Genomic DNA, 15219 nt, shown 5'->3' with positions numbered 1-15219 from the left:
GCATACAAGTTAGTTTAAGCGTCAACCTATTCCCAATTCCGGGGTTGGCGTGGCTTAGACTGGAGGGCATGCAACGTTGGGTCTTACACATCGATATGGATGCGTTTTTCGCCTCCGTCGAGCAACTGACCCGACCGACTTTGCAGGGCCGGCCGGTGCTCGTCGGTGGGGTTGGCGGCCGCGGGGTCGTCGCCGGCGCGTCCTATGAGGCGCGCGAGTACGGCGCGCACTCGGCGATGCCGATGTATCGCGCCCAGCAATTGGTGGGCCTGCGCGCGGTGGTGGTCAGCCCGCGCCGGGCGGTGTATTCGGCGGCCTCGCGCCGGGTATTTGAGATCATTTCTCAGCACGTCGAGGTCATCGAGCAGCTATCCATCGATGAGGCCTTTATGGAGCCAGAGGCGCTGGTGGGTGCGACGGCGGACGAGGTACAACAGTGGGCGGACGGCCTGCGCGCGCTCATCCGCGAGGAAACGGGCCTGCCGTGTTCCATCGGTGCGGGCTCCGGCAAGCAATTTGCCAAGATCGGCTCCGGTGAAGCCAAACCCGATGGCACCTATGTCATCCCAGCGGAAAAGCAGCTGGAGATGCTCCATCCGCTCGCGGTGGGGAAGCTGTGGGGCGTCGGGCCGGTTACGGAGGCCAAGCTCAAGGGCATCGGGGTGGAGACCATCGGCGCGCTGGCCGCCATGACCCAAAAGGAGGTGGAAATCTCCATCGGCAGCGTCGTCGGATTGCAGCTGTGGCAGCTGGCGCAAGGCATCGACGATAGGGAAGTGGCACCGCGCGCGATTTCCAAGCAGATCTCCACGGAGCATACCTATTCCAAGGACCTGCTGACGGTACCGGATGTGGATGCGGCGATTACCCGCGCGGCCGAGGGCGCGCATCGCCGCCTGCTTAAAGATGGCCGCGGCGCGCGAACCGTGACGGTCAAGCTGCGAATGGCAGATTTCCACATCGAATCGCGCTCGACCACCCTGGCCTATGCCACCGATGACCTAGAGGTATTGACTGCCGCCGCCTTCAAGCTGGCCCGCTACCCGGATGAGCTGGGCCCCATCCGCCTGGTGGGGGTGAGCTATTCCGGGCTGGAAGCCGCGCGCCAAGACGTACTGTTTCCGGAGCTCGACCGCGAAATCGTGCGGCCCGTGCTGCCGGATAGCGACTATGAAACGGGCGTGAGCGATGACTCCCCGCCACCGGCGCCGACCACCGTCGTGGTCGAAGACGATGTGGAGGATCAGTGGCGCGCCACCCAAGACGTCTACCACCCGGATTTTGGCCACGGGTGGATCCAGGGCACCGGGCACGGGGTGGTCAGCGTGCGTTTTGAAACCCGTTCGACCGGGCCTGGCCGCACTAAATCCTTCGCCGCTAGCGACCCAGAGTTGGTGCCGGCCGACCCGCTCGATTCCTTAGACTGGCAGGACTGGCTGGAAACCCAAGACTAGATAGCAACATAGCGCTTGGGATCAGGGTTTTGCCGGAATACCTCGGCAGGATTCGTGCCTGTGGCCAGCGCTGCGGCCAAAAGAATACGCGCCTGGCTGGGCCTGAAGGCCCCCGCGTTGATCGCGCCCAGGCTGCGCAGGCTCGCGCCGCCGCCATCGCCGCCATAGGACATCGCGGTCGCGCCGTACGGGGTGCGGGTGGAAATGACGACGGGGAGGTCGTCGCTGAGGGCATCGGCAAGCGCGCGGCCCATATCCCCACTCATATTGCCCGCGCCCATGGCCTCGATGACGAGGCCGGCGGCGGAAGTGCGGGCGGCATCGACAAGCACGCGCCCCGCGCCGGGGTAGGCAGGGATGATTTCTACCGGGTGCGGCGCCAAGGGCTGCGGCTGCAGCCGCGGGGTGGCATCCGGGACCCGCAGGGACTCAAAAGCGCGCAGGTCGAAGGTGTGCTGCTTGCGGGCCCCGCGCGCCGGGATGGTCATGCCGCCAAAGCGGATGAAGACGCCGGGCTGCCCGCTGCGGGCGAGCTCGCGCGCATCGTGGAGATTGCGCGGGCCATCCGGGTGCGGGTGATCGTAGGAGCGCTGCGCGCCGGTGAGCACGATGGGCGTATCGTCGGCGCAAAAAATTTCCAGCGCCATCGCCGTCTCCTCCATGGAATCGGTGCCGTGGGTGATGATGACGCCGTCGATGTCCGCGCGGGCGGTCTGCTCGTTGACTACCGCGATGAGCTCGTCGAGGTCCGCGAGCGTAATAGAAGAGGAATCGAGCTGGCGAAATTCCACCACTTCGGCGTCGATATCGGCCGCGAGCTGCGCGCCGGTGACGGTGGGGACGAGGGAACCATCCCACACAGTGGTGCAGGCAATCGTGCCGCCGGTGGCGATGAGGGCGAGGTTAGTCATGCTTCCCAGAATAAAAGAAGACGCGCCGAGGCGGCAGGCGCGGACCAGAAAAGCTGGTGCAAATGTAAACTGATGGGAGTTTATACCCCAGACGTGAGGAGTGAGAAGTGAAATTCCGCAAATTTGGTGCCGCGTGCCTCGCATTGAGCGCGGCGGCCGCCCTGTCCGCCTGCTCTTCTGATGACGAGCAAGAAGACACCACCAAGAACAGTGAATCCAGCGAATCCGCGTCCGCTGACGGCGACTCCGCGGCCCCCGCACGGCCAACCGCCGCCGATTTGAACGCCATCCTGGCAAAGGCCACGGATCCGGAGGCATCGCAGGAAGAAAAGACCGCCACCGTGGAAGGCGGCGAATCCGCCCCGGAGATCTTTGACACCATGGCGCGCTCTAAGGAGGAATCCGGCGCGGAGTTCGCGGTCGTGGATCCGGTTTTGCCCGGCTATGACCCGCAGTCCGTGCTGACCACGGTGAATTTCTCCACGGCCGATGGCCAGGAGCAGACCGCGGACCAGGTGGAGTTCATTTATCAGGACGGCACCTGGAAGCTATCGAAGACCTGGGCCTGCACGCTGATCCAAAACACGGTGCCGCCTGAGCAGGTGCCGGAGATGTGCGCCGATACCGGTGCGGGCGCGCTGCCTGCCGATGAGGGCGACGGCGCACCAGCCCAGGGCGATGCCCCCGCGGCCGGCGCAGAACAGGCGCCTGCCGAAGCTCCCGTAGAGGCCCCCGCCGAGTAAGTCCTGTTACTCGGAAAACGCCAGCTCCGTCAGGCTTGATTGCACGACGCGCAGGTCTGAATCGGCGGTGCCGTAGGTTACCTTCGTATCGAAGGAGACGTCACCGCCCACGGGGAGCGGTTTCGTTAGATCTACCGTGATGCTGCCCGAGGAGTTGGTGGAAGAATCCAGCACGTCGAGTTCCTTATCTTCTAACTCCGTGCCCTCGGCCTGACCTTCGAAGGATAATGCGCCCAGGGTGGGGCGTTGTTCCACCTCGACGGATAGCGTGACGCGGTCACCATCGATGGACTTGACCGTATAGCGGGTCGTCTGCAAGAGCGTGGATTCCCCTGTCACGCGCGAATCTACCGTCCACGTCGCGCCGGTGCCCACCTCTTCTTCCGGAAAGACGATGGGCAGCGCGGTCAGCTTCATGATCGCCTGTTCGACGGTGCCGCGCGCCTCATCGCTCGCCTCCTGCGGGGCGGCCAAGCGCAGGGAATTCATCTGGCCGTTGTCTTGGCCGCGCCAGCCAAATTGGAACCCGTCAGCGGAAGAGACATCGGTATCGCCGGAGTATTCCGGATCCCCTGCGGTGACAAACGCGTTGCGCGAGGCCGGCAATTGGTCCTCGACGTCCTCGGTGGCTTTATCCACGGAAGCTGAAAGCGGCAGGGTAGTGGTCTCCTTATCCACGTCGGCGGCCTGGAAATCGGCCGCGGCGGATTTATTCAGCAAATCCTGCGAAAATCCCTCCGTGGCGCGGTAGGTTACCTCCTGCGAGGAATCGATGTCGTGATATTCCAGCAATTTCTTCTCACCGGTTCCGGCCTCTTCGACGGTCAGGCGCGGGGCATCGATAGTCAGGCCGACGGGCTGTTCCACGGCGGGGCCGGGGGTCTCATAAGAACAGGCGCTTAGCGCTACGGCGACGGCGGAAAGGGCTGTAAAAACTTTGACTCGAAACACGCTTACCAAAATACCGGACGCTCCTGATTAGAATGATGTGGGTGAGCCAAAAACGAAGGAGTCAGACAGGTCTTATCGCCGCGGTGGTCATCGCCGTGGCGGTTGTGGATCAAGCCGTAAAACAACTTATGCTGACCGTCCTGACGGAGGGTGTGCCGCACTATGTCATCGGGGACTGGTTCAGGTTTACCCTGCTCTTTAACCCGGGCGCGGCGTTTTCCATCGGTGGCGAGGGATCGACCTGGCTGTTTACCACCATTCAATTGGCGTTCGTCTTAGGCGTTGCCATAGCCGCCCCGCGCATCCACAATACGGGCCAGGCGCTGGGGTTGGCGCTCATTGCCGGCGGGGCATTGGGCAATTTTGCAGACCGCATCTTCCGCGAACCCGGCTTTTGGTTCGGTCACGTCGTGGACTACATCTCGGTCGGCTCGTTCGCGGTCTTTAATATCGCAGATGCGGCCATTACCTGCGGCGTCGTCATCTTCATCGGCGCCATGCTAATTGCGGAACGGAGGGCGGAAAATGAATAGGCAATTGCGCAGTTTCCCCATTCCAGAAGGCTTGGAGGGCATGCGTGCCGATGCCGCGCTTGCCAAGCTCCTCGGCCTCTCCCGCTCGGCCACTGCCCAGCTGTGCGCCGAGGGCGGGGTCACCGTGGATTCGCAGGAGCTGGGTAAATCCGAACGCCTTGCTTCTGGCCAGGTGGTCTCGGTCCTGCTCCCAGAGCCGGAAAAGCCCTTGCTGCCGCGCGAGGAGCTGGTGGAGGGCATGGACGTTTTATATAGCGACGCCGATATCATCTGCGTGCACAAACCCGTGGGCGTCGCCGCGCACCCGAGCGTGGGCTGGGATGGGCCGACGGTCATCGGCGGGCTGCGCGCGGCAGGGTACAACGTGGCCTCGCTAGGCCCCACCGAGCGGCAGGGCATCGTCCACCGCCTGGATGTGGGCACCTCCGGGGTCATGGTGGTGGCTTCCTCAGGGCGCGCCTACTCGGCGCTCAAGCAGGCATTTAAGTCCCGCACCGTGAAAAAGACCTATCACGCGGTGGTCCAGGGCCTGCCCGATCCGATCGAAGGCACCATCGATGCTCCCATCGGCAGGCACCCGAAATCGGGCTGGAAATTCGCCGTGCTTGACGATGGCAAGGCCGCGGTCACCCATTACCGCCTCATCGAGGCCTTTCGCGAGGCCAGCCTCATCGAGGTGCACTTGGAAACCGGCCGCACCCACCAGATCCGCGTCCACATGTCCGCCACCGGGCATCCCTGCGTCGGCGATCCCATGTACGGCTCGAATCCGCAGCTTTCTGCCCGCCTGGGCTTGGAGCGCCAGTGGCTGCATGCGGTGCAGCTAGGTTTTACCCACCCCGGCACCGGGAAGTGGTTCGAGGCCCGCGCGCCCTACCCCGATGACCTGCAGCATGCCCTGGAGCGACTGCAGGGATGAGAAAGTTTTATTGGCGGCGCCGCCTAGCGGCACTGGTGCTGGTGCTGGTGGCGGGCGTGGTGGCTCTGGTGCTTTTTGGCACGCTGGGCACGCAGGCATCCACGCGCGTGCAAGGCGACCAGCTGGGCCCGGACGGGGAATCGCGCGCGGAGTATATTAAGCGCGTTAATTCCATGGACATCGATCCGGATGCCGCCACGTATGCACTGGTCACCTTCGATACCGAGCTGCCCCCTGTCGCCGTCGCCGCCGCGCTGACTGATATTCCGCGCATGGACGCCATCCTGATGGGCTCGACCGCGCCTATCGCGGTGCCGGAGCCCGTCGCCGGCGAGGATCGCGCCGCGGTGATTAACCGCACCTTCGACCGCATAGGTGCGTCCTACGGCCAGCGCCCCAGCGCGGTCAGCGCCGCCGTGGTGTGGGGCACGGGCACCCAGCTTGCCGATGTCGCCTCCCTCCCCGCCGTCGCCGCCGTCGAGCCCGCGCCTGCCGATGCCGCCTGGGGTAGCTTCGCCGTGCGCCCACCCAGCTAAAATTGCCATCCTGAACGCTTCGCCGCGCGGGGTGTGGGGTGGCGGCTTAGCATCGGGGACATGGAACACATTCGGGCATATATTGCGGCTTTAAACTCGGCGATGGATATCCTCGCCGAGGCCGCTGATATGCCCGCCTCCGAGCTGACCGCCGCCGGCATGCCGGATGCCGCCGCCGAGTCGATAGCCCACCTTGCCCAGATTTATTTCGGGCCGACCAGCTTTACGCGCCGCCAGCGCCGGGCGGTCGAGGGAGCGCGGTGCAATGGGCATTCGCTGCCGACGTTGGAGGTCATCGAAAAGCACGCCCGCCGCGCGCCCACCCAAGCTCGGGCCTGGGCCCTGCGCGCTGAACTTGCCCAGGTATCCGCCGATACCCAGGCGATGGACAAGCTCGCCCGCAAGAAGGTGCGCGCGCTGCGCCCGCCGCGCGAACCCAAACCAGGGGTGAGGCTGCGCCGCCGCGCCGCGGGCAAACCATGGACGCTAACGATTACAGGTAGCTCCAGCCTCGTCGCGGAGCTGCATAACCAAGCAGCCACGCTTGCCGATGTCGCCGCCCTCTTCCACTCCGGCGCCTCCACTTCCACCGTGCGCACCAACGTGGTAATCCCGCTGGATAAGTTGAGCGCCATCGCGCAGGGCGATAAAGACGTCACGGTCACCATGACCAACGGCGCGCAGATAAGCGGCGCCGAGCTGGCCCAGCGCGCAATGGCGGAGGAAGGTTTTATTACCCTTCTCCACCCCGTGGAGGGGCCGGTGAACCTGTACCGCATGCGGCGCGGGGCAACGTGGAAGCAATTTATGATGGCCGCCGCCGAAAACCCCGTCTGCCCGGCGCGCGGGTGCCACCGCCCAGCCGATGAGTGCCAAGTCCACCACATCTATAGCTGGGCCGGCGGCGGGTGGACCAATGCCAAGAACCTCACCGTCGCGTGCCCGCATCACAACGGCCGCAATGACGACGACCGCGCCGCCCGCCCCCGCAATGGCCGCTTCGAACGCGTGCACGGCGGCGTGCGGTGGATTAAACCCTGGCAGCCGCCACCGCCGGACCTTGTTGATACTGGCCCCAGTTAACCCGCGGCTTTGGGCCCAAGGCCCGCCCCTCGGCGGCGACCATTACGCGCCGTTTTCCTGCGCGCGCAACCATTTCGCATTCTCCCGCGCCGCGCACTCTTGCGCGGCGCGCTTTGGCGAACGCGAATGAGATCCGCAATGTAGATGCTGACCGCTACGCCGATGATGCCGAAACCAATCCACCGGTGCGTGGAGAAGTGCTCTTGGGTGACAAAGAGCGCCCACAGCATCTGCATGATGGGGGTGAGGTATTGGAGCATGCCGATCGTCGACAAGCGCAGCGTCCGCGCGCCTTGGGCAAAGCACAATAGTGGCAGCGCGGTGATCAGGCCGGCGCTGATTAAGAGCAGCATGTGTGGCGTGCCTTCCGAAGTGAACGTGCCGTGGCCCGCCTGCTCGATCCACACGATATAGGCGATGGCAACGGGGAGACCACCAAAGCCTCCGCCGCGACCGAGACCGCTGCCGATACCCGCACCTGCTTCTTGATAAGCCCGTAGATGCCAAACGATGCCGCCAACAGCAGCGAGATATACGGCGCCTGGCCGGTAAAGAAGGTCAGATACAGCACCGGGATTGCCGCCACGGCGACGGTGGTCGCCTGCCATGGGCGCAGCTGCTCCTTTAAGAAGATCATGCCGAGCGCCACCGATACCAGGGGATTGATGAAATAGCCTAAAGCGGCATCGGCCACGTGATCGGTATTAATCGCCAGCACATAGGTGCCCCAGTTGACCGTGATAAATACGCCCCCGGCGGCAAGCCAGCCCCACGTGCGCTTGTCCATGCGGACCAATTCGCGCCAGCCACCGCTGAATACTAAAAATGCCGTGACGATAACCGCGGTCCACAACACGCGGTGGGCGAGGATTTTTAGCGGCGTGGCCGGCAGCAGGAGCGGGAAGAACGCGGGGAAGAACCCCCACATGATGTATGCGGCAAGCGTGTAGATCATCACCGCATAATATCGTCATCTTGACCGCCCCGCTAAGATGACCGCATGGCCAAAAACTCCTCCTTCGTCCACCTGCATAACCATACCGAGTTCTCCATGCTGGACGGCATGGCCAAGGTCGATATGTTGGCTGATGAGGTGGTCAAGCAAAACATGCCCGCCGTGGGCATGACAGACCACGGCAATATGTATGGATCCGATGCCTTTTATAAGCGCATGACCAGCGCCGGGGTTAAACCCATCATCGGCATCGAGGCCTACATGGCCCCGGAATCGCGCTTTAATAAAAAGCGCGTGCTGTGGGGCACCCCCGACCAAAAGCGCGACGATGTCTCCGCCTCGGGCGCGTACTTGCACCAGACGATGATCGCGGAAAACGCCACCGGGCTGCGCAACCTGTTCACCTTGTCCTCGCTCGCCTCCTACGAAGGCCAGCTGGGAAAGTGGCCGCGCATGGATGCAGAGCTCATCGCCGAGCATGCCGATGGCATCATCGCCACCACCGGCTGCCCATCCGGCGATGTGCAGACCCGCCTGCGCCTCGGTCAATTCAACGAGGCCCTCGAGGCCGCGGCGATGTGGCAAGACATCTATGGCAAGGACAACTTCTTCTTGGAGTTGATGGACCATGGGCTGGACATCGAAAAGCGCACGCGCGATGGGCTGCTCGAAATCGGCCGCAAGCTGGACCTGCCGCCGCTGGTGACCAATGACTGCCACTACGTGTTGGAGTCCCAGGCGCCGGCGCACGAGGCCATGCTGTGCGTGCAGACCGGTAAGACGTTCATGGACCCGGACCGCTTCAAGTTCGGCGGTACCGGCTACTACATCAAGTCCGCCGCGCAGATGCGCGATACCTGGGATGACCTGATTCCCGATGGCTGCGATAACACCCTGTGGATTGCCGAGCGCGTGCAAGACTACAGCGAGGTGTGGGAGGAACACACCCACGACCGCATGCCCATTGCCGATGTCCCCGAGGGCCACACCCCCACCTCCTGGCTGACCCACGAGGTGATGGAGGGGCTGCAGCGGCGGTTCCCCGGGCGCGATGTGCCGGAGGAGTATATCGAGCGCGCCAAGTACGAGATTTCCGTGATTGAGATGAAGGGCTACCCGTCCTACTTCCTCATCGTGGCGGAGCTTATTAAGTATGCGCGTTCGGTGGGCATTCGTGTTGGGCCCGGCCGTGGTTCTGCGGCGGGTGCGCTCGTGGCTTATGCACTGACCATTACCAATATCGATCCGCTGGAACATGACCTGCTCTTCGAGCGCTTTTTGAACCCCGAGCGCCCGTCCGCGCCCGATATCGATATCGACTTCGACGATCGCCGCCGCGGCGAGATGATTACCTATGCCGCCGAGCGCTGGGGCGAGGACAAGGTTGCCCAGGTCATTACCTTCGGCACGGTGAAAACCAAGCAGGCCATCAAGGACTCCGCCAAGGTGCACTTTGGCCAGCCCGGCTTCCAGATGGCTGACCGCATCAACGGCGCACTGCCGCCGGCGATTATGGCGAAGGATATTCCGTTGCGGGGCATTACTGACCCCGACCACGAGCGCTATTCCGAGGCCGCCGAGGTCCGCCAGATGGTGGAATCCGACCCGGATGTGAAAAAGATTTATGACACCGCGCGCGGCTTGGAGGGCGTTGTTCGCCAGGCTGGTGTGCACGCCTGTGCTGTGATTATGGCCTCGGTGCGGTTGATGGACCACATCCCGATGTGGAAGCGGCCTGCCGATGGCGCCTATATCACCGGCTGGGATTACCCCGCCTGCGAGGCCATTGGCCTGCTGAAGATGGACTTTCTGGGCCTGCGCAACCTCACCGTTATCGGCGATGCCATCGAAAACATCAAGCGCAACCGTGGCGAAGAAGTGCAGCTCGAGCAGCTGCATGCCGATGACCCCAAGGTCTCCAAGGTCTATGACCTGCTCTCGCGCGGGGATACCTTGGGCGTGTTCCAGCTGGACTCCGGCGGTATGCAGGAGTTGCTCAAGCGCATGAAGCCTACCGGCTTCAAAGACATCGTGGCCTCCTTGGCCCTGTACCGTCCTGGCCCGATGGGCGTCAACGCCCACTGGGATTATGCCGACCGCAAGAACGGGCGTAAGGAAATCACCCCGATCCACCCTGAACTCGAGGAACCGCTGAAGGAAATCCTGGATGAGACGTATGGTCTCATCGTCTACCAGGAGCAGATCATGCGTATCTCGCAGAAGGTGGCGAACTACACCGCCGGCGAGGCAGATGGCTTCCGTAAGGCGATGGGTAAGAAAAAGCCCGAGGTCCTGGCCCAGCAATACGATAAATTCTGGGGCGGCATGCAAGAAAATGGCTACTCTAAATCCGCCATGGATGCGCTGTGGGGGACCATCGAGCCCTTCGCGTCGTACGCGTTTAACAAGTCCCACGCCGCAGGCTACGGGTTGGTCTCGTTCTGGACGGCCTACCTCAAGGCCTACTACGCGCCGGAATATATGGCTGCGCTGTTGACCTCTGTGGGCGATAAGAAGGATAAGTCCGCCATCTACTTGTCGGACTGCCGCCACTTGGGCATTAACGTTTTGCCGCCCTCGGTCAATGAGTCCGAGGAGGACTTCCAAGCTGTGGGCGAGGATATTCGCTTCGGCATGGGCGCTATCCGCAACGTGGGCTCTGAAGTGGTCGAATCCATCATTGCCTCGCGCAAGGCAAAGGGGGCGTTTACGTCCTTTAGCGATTACCTCGACAAGATCGATTTGGCAGCGTGTTCCAAGCGCGTGACCGAGGCGCTGATCAAGGCCGGTGCCTTTGATGATTTCCAGCAGCCGCGCAAGGGGCTGATGCTTATTCACGAGGACGCCGTTGATGCCGTGCAGACCACCAAGAAGGCGGCGGATAAGGGGCAATTCGACCTCTTTGCCGGATTCGGCGGTGGCGACGATGCCTCCTCTGAAGGCGCCTTTGCCATTGATGTTCCGGACGACTCGTGGGATCGCAAGCACGAGTTGGCACTCGAGCGAGAGATGCTGGGTCTCTACGTTTCTGGCCACCCACTTGATGGTTTCGAAGAGGCCCTAGCTGCGCAGACCAATACTCCGCTGACCAAGATCCTCAACGACGAGGTACACAATGGCCAAGAACTCATCATCGGCGGCATCATCTCCGGTGTGGACCGCCGCTTTTCTAAGCGCGATGGTTCCCCGTGGGCGATTGTCACGGTAGAAGACCACAACGGCGCGCAGGTAGAGATCTTGGTGTTCAATAAGGTCTATTCGCTGGCGGCGCCGCATATTGTGGAAGACAACATTATCTTGGCGCGCGTCAACGTGAAGGTGCGCGATGAGCGCCGGTCGCTGTTTTGTTCCGATATTCGCGTTCCCGAGCTGGGTCCAGGCGGTGGCGCGAGCCTGCCGCTGCGCCTGACCATGCGCACGGACCAGTGCACGATGGAAAATATCGCCCGACTCAAGCAGGTCTTGGTTAAAAACCACGGTGAGTCCGATGTCTATCTTGAGCTTGTCGAGGGCGACCAATCCACCACCATGGTCCTCGGTGAGCACCTCCGCGTGGAACGATCGGGCAACCTCATGGGAGACCTGAAGGCCACGATGGGTGCAGGTATTTTGGGATAGAAACTCTCCTGCACCTTCTATGGACACTGTTACCGCCGCTCAGAGAAAGCAATTTCGCTGCACCTGCGGTAACGGTGGGCCAATTGTGAAGACCGCTCGCGTGCAGAGGAATAATTGCGTTTGTCTCAGAAGTTGGCGTGCCGTCCACGACTCGGATTTGTGAAATCGCACAAGCTCCCGCGCGATTACCGCTGGCAATGCAGTACAAGCGGAGCAAGTAGGCGGTGGCTGAAGAGCTGATCGCGCGCCCCAACCGCCACCGCTTTAATACCGAAATCTACGGAAGTAGCTGGCGGACCGGTTCTGGAAGCATCTTATAGAACTGATCGGCTACCTGCGGCATGAAGTGTAGAACACCACTCAACATGGCGCCGAGGGCAATGACGCCAGCGATGATTCCAACGCCCTTCGCGAGGGCCCGAACCCCGGAAAGTGGACACGGGGATTTAATCAAGATGCGATAGTAAGTGTAGCTGATCCGGCGGCTTCGAAGGCGTTCGGCGAGCGATAGCCGCACCACGAGTGCAAGCGCTTGGTGTTGTAGTGCGTGCACCACCGGAACACGTCCCGACGACATACGATCTGACTTGGGAAAACGGACTCGTCCTGGAGGACTTCCCGTTTCAGCGTGGCGTTGAACGACTCCGCCAACGAGTTGTCCGCGCTCGTCCCGATTGCTCCCATCGACTGGGTGACACCGAATCGTTCACACAGCTTCCGGTATTGCCCAGAGGTATAGACGCTGCCATGATCGGAGTGGAAAATCGCCCCGTCAAGGTTGCCTCGGACCCCGTGGGCCATCGTGAGAGCTTCTTCGACCAACTCCGTGCGCATGTGGTCGGCGATCGCGAAACCGGTCAACTGCCGCGAATAGCAGTCGATGACGGTGGCCAGGTACATATTCGACCCGTCCGCGATCGGCAGGTACGTGATATCGCCGACGTAGATGGTGTTCGGTTTCTCCGCGGTGAACCGGCGTTTCAGCAGGTCGGGCAACTTCGGAGCCCGTTTCGCAGACACGGTGGTCTTCACCCGGCGTTTTTTGGTGTAGCCGAACAGGCCCATCTGGCGCATCAACCTGGCGGTGCGCTTGTGATTGAAAAGGTCGTCGTTGGCTGGATCGGAATTGATGGCCGCCGTCACGCGTTTCGCCCCGTAACAACCGTTCTCGGCCGTGAACACGGCCTTGATCCTCGCTCCCAGCACCGCGTCGTCAAGGACGCGTCGCCGGCGGGCAGGAGCAGCTGATTTCCATTTGTAATACGAGGACCGGTTGATCTTCAAAACCTCACATAACCGCTTGACCTCGTAGAGGCCTCGGTTGTCATCAACGAACCGGAAGCGGTTCACCAGTTCGTCTCTTCCGCGAAATATTTGGCCGCCTTGCGGAGAATCTCTCGTTCCTCCCGGAGCTTGGCGTTTTCGCGTTCCAGCACGCGGATGCGTTCGGCGTCGGAGAGTCCTTCAGCAGGCGTGCGTGCGCTGTTGGCTGCGGCAATGGGGCTGGCGACTTTTTCACCGTTGGCGTTGGTTTTGGTGCCGGTGCCGAAGGCGTCGAGCCAGGTGCGCAGGGAGTTGCGGTTGACCCCGAGATCGGAGGCGATCGCGTTGAGCGTTGCTCCGGGGGTCGACTCGTACAACGAGACTGCGTCGCGCTTGAACTGCTCGGTGTAGGTCTTGCGTGGCATGGTGGAAAGGTACCTCACTTCCCCAGCGAGATGCTGGTTTCAAGGTGTCCACCATCTGGGGGTCAGGTCCCGATGCTGCTGGAGCCGTCACCAGGCAGCCATGCCCCGGGGGCATCGTCAGGAGCGTCGCCGTCTTCATCTTGGGAGCCACCGACGAGATCGGCGACAGAAAAGATAGTAGTGGTCCCGGACACCTCGTTGCCGGCGATAAGGAGGGCATCGTCAGTAGGCGAGTCTTCCTTGCTAACGAACGCCAACCCCTCTGGGCCCAAGTCGCCGGCCAAGCTGGTGACGGCAACATTGTCCTCGTCATAGTCCACGGCGAAATCGCGATTGTTGGTATAGGTGACGAACTCGGCATGAGCGGGGTCGGTGACGTCGTAGACGAAAATGCCGCCCACGCGCTCCATGCCGATGAAGGCATAGGTGCGATCGCCAACTGTTCCAATCGTCAGGGCTTCCGGTTCGGGGCCTTTATTATTGGAGCGATCGTCAAAGTCGGGGTCTTCGTTATCGGCATTGAAGTTAAGTCCCTCGATGTCCTTGGTGATTTCCTCGAAGTCGGAACCGGAATCGAAGACGACGTTGCCCTCGGCATCGTAAATGCTAAAGGAGCGGGACCCGAAGGAATACAGGCCATCGAAGCAGCCCTGTTCCTCATTCCACCCAGAGGCATTGCTCAACTTGAGGTTGCCGGCGTATTTCTTGTCCTCGATGCCTTCTGGCAGGTCGACGGAATCACAGACCTGGCCCTCTTCAACAAGATCTTTTAGCTTGACCTCATCGGTGTAGCCGCCCCAATCGCGGGCATCGCCCTCATTGGCGGTGGCGAAGTAGGTCTGGCCGTTGGTTTGAAAGGCACCAATCGAATCCGGCATGGATAGCCCTTGCACAGGGATCGTGCGCAGCTTTGCCGCGCCGTCCTTATTGGAGGGATCGATGGGGACAACGGAGTGGTCCGCGATGTGGGCGGGCAGCACCTTTTCTACGGTGGCGGAGGCGATATCGACCACGCCGATGGCGTTGTTTTCTTGCAAGGTGACATAGGCCTTGCCATCGGCGGAGGAAATATACTCCGGCTCGAAGTCGAGCGAAGGCTTATTGTGGTGGTTTTCTGGGCCGAAGACGCGAATGGACGGGTCGAGTTCTGCATCTGAGCCGTCGAAGGCGCGGAAATCAGCGGTGCGGACATCCGCAGCGGAGGGGGCCTGGACGCCGTCTGGCAGGGAGATGACCGATACAGTACCTTCTGGATCTTTTGTGTATTCGGTGCCGTCGGCGGTGAGCTCATCGGAGGGCTCGCCCTCATTCGCGGTCAAGGCATAGGCGCCGTCATTAGTGATGTGCACGTTATCCGGCAGCGCGCCGAGCGGCACGCGACCGAGCTCGTCGCCGGAGGCGGCATCGAAAATCAGGGCCTCGCCGTTTTCGGTTTTGTCTCCCTGCTGCACGGCGGCGATGGCGAGGCCATCGGGGCGCACGGCCACGGAGTTGATTTCCTTATCGCCGCCGGCGGAAACCTCGGCCGCCTTGGTGGGGTTGGCGGGATCGGAAGCATCCAGGATATCCACCTTGCCCGATTGCGCGTTCACCGTGAGAATGCGCTGGGAGGCGGCGTGGTAGGCCACGATTTCCGCTGCTGATTTGCCCATGACCCCGGCTTCATACGAGCCGATGGGGCTTAGTTTTACCGCAGCATCGTCGGCGGAGCGTTCTAAAACATTATCGACGATATGCGCGTTGGCGGCCGGGGCGCAGCTGAGCGCAAGGCAGGCAGCCACGCCGATAGAGGTGCGCTTAAACATAGAGAGAGTCCTTTCGTGTGGAG

The 15219-nt window shown here is 62.0% G+C and carries 11 protein-coding genes and 1 pseudogene; 7 read left to right on the top strand and 5 right to left on the bottom strand.

Annotation, left to right across the window (positions count from 1 at the left end; all coding sequences use genetic code 11):
* Positions 1-68: 68 nt before the first annotated feature.
* Complete coding sequence (locus ACLI1O_RS07950; protein WP_239269958.1) at positions 69-1454, top strand: DNA polymerase IV; 1386 nt, start codon at positions 69-71, stop codon at positions 1452-1454.
* Here ACLI1O_RS07950 and ACLI1O_RS07945 read toward each other — a convergent pair.
* Positions 1451-2365 carry an asparaginase gene (locus tag ACLI1O_RS07945; protein WP_239269959.1) on the bottom strand — a complete coding sequence of 305 codons (915 nt, stop codon included), beginning with the start codon at positions 2363-2365 and terminating at the stop codon, positions 1451-1453. The two genes, ACLI1O_RS07950 and ACLI1O_RS07945, sit on opposite strands and share 4 nt — an antisense overlap.
* 107 nt (positions 2366-2472) lie before the next feature.
* Here ACLI1O_RS07945 and ACLI1O_RS07940 point away from each other — a divergent pair, with 107 nt between their 5' ends.
* Positions 2473-3108, top strand: a complete 636-nt coding sequence (locus tag ACLI1O_RS07940; RefSeq protein WP_239269960.1) for a hypothetical protein — start codon at positions 2473-2475, stop codon at positions 3106-3108.
* A gap of 6 nt (positions 3109-3114) precedes the next feature.
* On the opposite strand, the gene ACLI1O_RS07935 is transcribed toward ACLI1O_RS07940, so the two are convergent.
* Positions 3115-4059 (bottom strand): hypothetical protein, encoded by a 945-nt coding sequence (locus tag ACLI1O_RS07935; RefSeq protein ID WP_239269961.1) that lies wholly within the window; start codon positions 4057-4059, stop codon positions 3115-3117.
* 32 nt (positions 4060-4091) lie between these two features.
* On the opposite strand from ACLI1O_RS07935, the gene lspA reads away from it, so the two are divergent.
* The 4 genes from lspA to ACLI1O_RS07915 are packed head-to-tail and all read left to right on the top strand — an operon-like array spanning position 4092 to position 7130.
* Complete coding sequence (gene lspA / locus ACLI1O_RS07930; protein WP_411706801.1) at positions 4092-4592, top strand: signal peptidase II; 501 nt, start codon at positions 4092-4094, stop codon at positions 4590-4592.
* On the top strand, positions 4585-5511 hold the full coding sequence (locus tag ACLI1O_RS07925; RefSeq protein ID WP_284769533.1) for an RluA family pseudouridine synthase: 927 nt from the start codon (positions 4585-4587) through the stop codon (positions 5509-5511). The genes lspA and ACLI1O_RS07925 overlap by 8 nt, the downstream gene beginning before the upstream one ends.
* Positions 5508-6047 carry a hypothetical protein gene (locus ACLI1O_RS07920; protein WP_284769534.1) on the top strand — a complete coding sequence of 180 codons (540 nt, stop codon included), beginning with the start codon at positions 5508-5510 and terminating at the stop codon, positions 6045-6047. The genes ACLI1O_RS07925 and ACLI1O_RS07920 overlap by 4 nt, the downstream gene beginning before the upstream one ends.
* Before the next feature lie 60 nt (positions 6048-6107).
* The gene (locus tag ACLI1O_RS07915; protein WP_411706800.1) at positions 6108-7130 is read left to right on the top strand and encodes an HNH endonuclease signature motif containing protein; all 1023 of its coding nucleotides are present in this window, start codon (positions 6108-6110) and stop codon (positions 7128-7130) included.
* Here ACLI1O_RS07915 and rarD read toward each other — a convergent pair.
* Positions 7127-8085, bottom strand: a pseudogene (gene rarD, locus ACLI1O_RS07910) (EamA family transporter RarD). The gene ACLI1O_RS07915 and the pseudogene rarD sit on opposite strands and share 4 nt — an antisense overlap.
* A 45-nt stretch (positions 8086-8130) precedes the next feature.
* On the opposite strand from rarD, the gene dnaE reads away from it, so the two are divergent.
* On the top strand, positions 8131-11703 hold the full coding sequence (gene dnaE, locus ACLI1O_RS07905; protein WP_239269964.1) for a DNA polymerase III subunit alpha: 3573 nt from the start codon (positions 8131-8133) through the stop codon (positions 11701-11703).
* Positions 11704-12153: 450 nt separating this feature from the next.
* Here dnaE and ACLI1O_RS07900 read toward each other — a convergent pair.
* Together ACLI1O_RS07900 and ACLI1O_RS07895 are read right to left on the bottom strand one after the other, a co-directional pair.
* A protein-coding gene (locus ACLI1O_RS07900; protein WP_411701846.1) for an IS3 family transposase occupies positions 12154-13391 on the bottom strand; the annotation gives its coding sequence in 2 pieces (ribosomal slippage) (positions 12154-13064 and positions 13064-13391; 1239 coding nt in all).
* Positions 13392-13453: 62 nt separating this feature from the next.
* A complete protein-coding gene (locus ACLI1O_RS07895; RefSeq protein ID WP_411706799.1) occupies positions 13454-15196 on the bottom strand; it encodes a choice-of-anchor I family protein in 1743 nt (580 codons plus the stop codon).
* Positions 15197-15219: the final 23 nt, after the last annotated feature.

The organism is Corynebacterium sp. LaCa78, assembly GCF_046717505.1.
GTDB lineage: Bacteria > Actinomycetota > Actinomycetes > Mycobacteriales > Mycobacteriaceae > Corynebacterium.
This window is presented reverse-complemented; position numbering and strand designations above follow the sequence as displayed.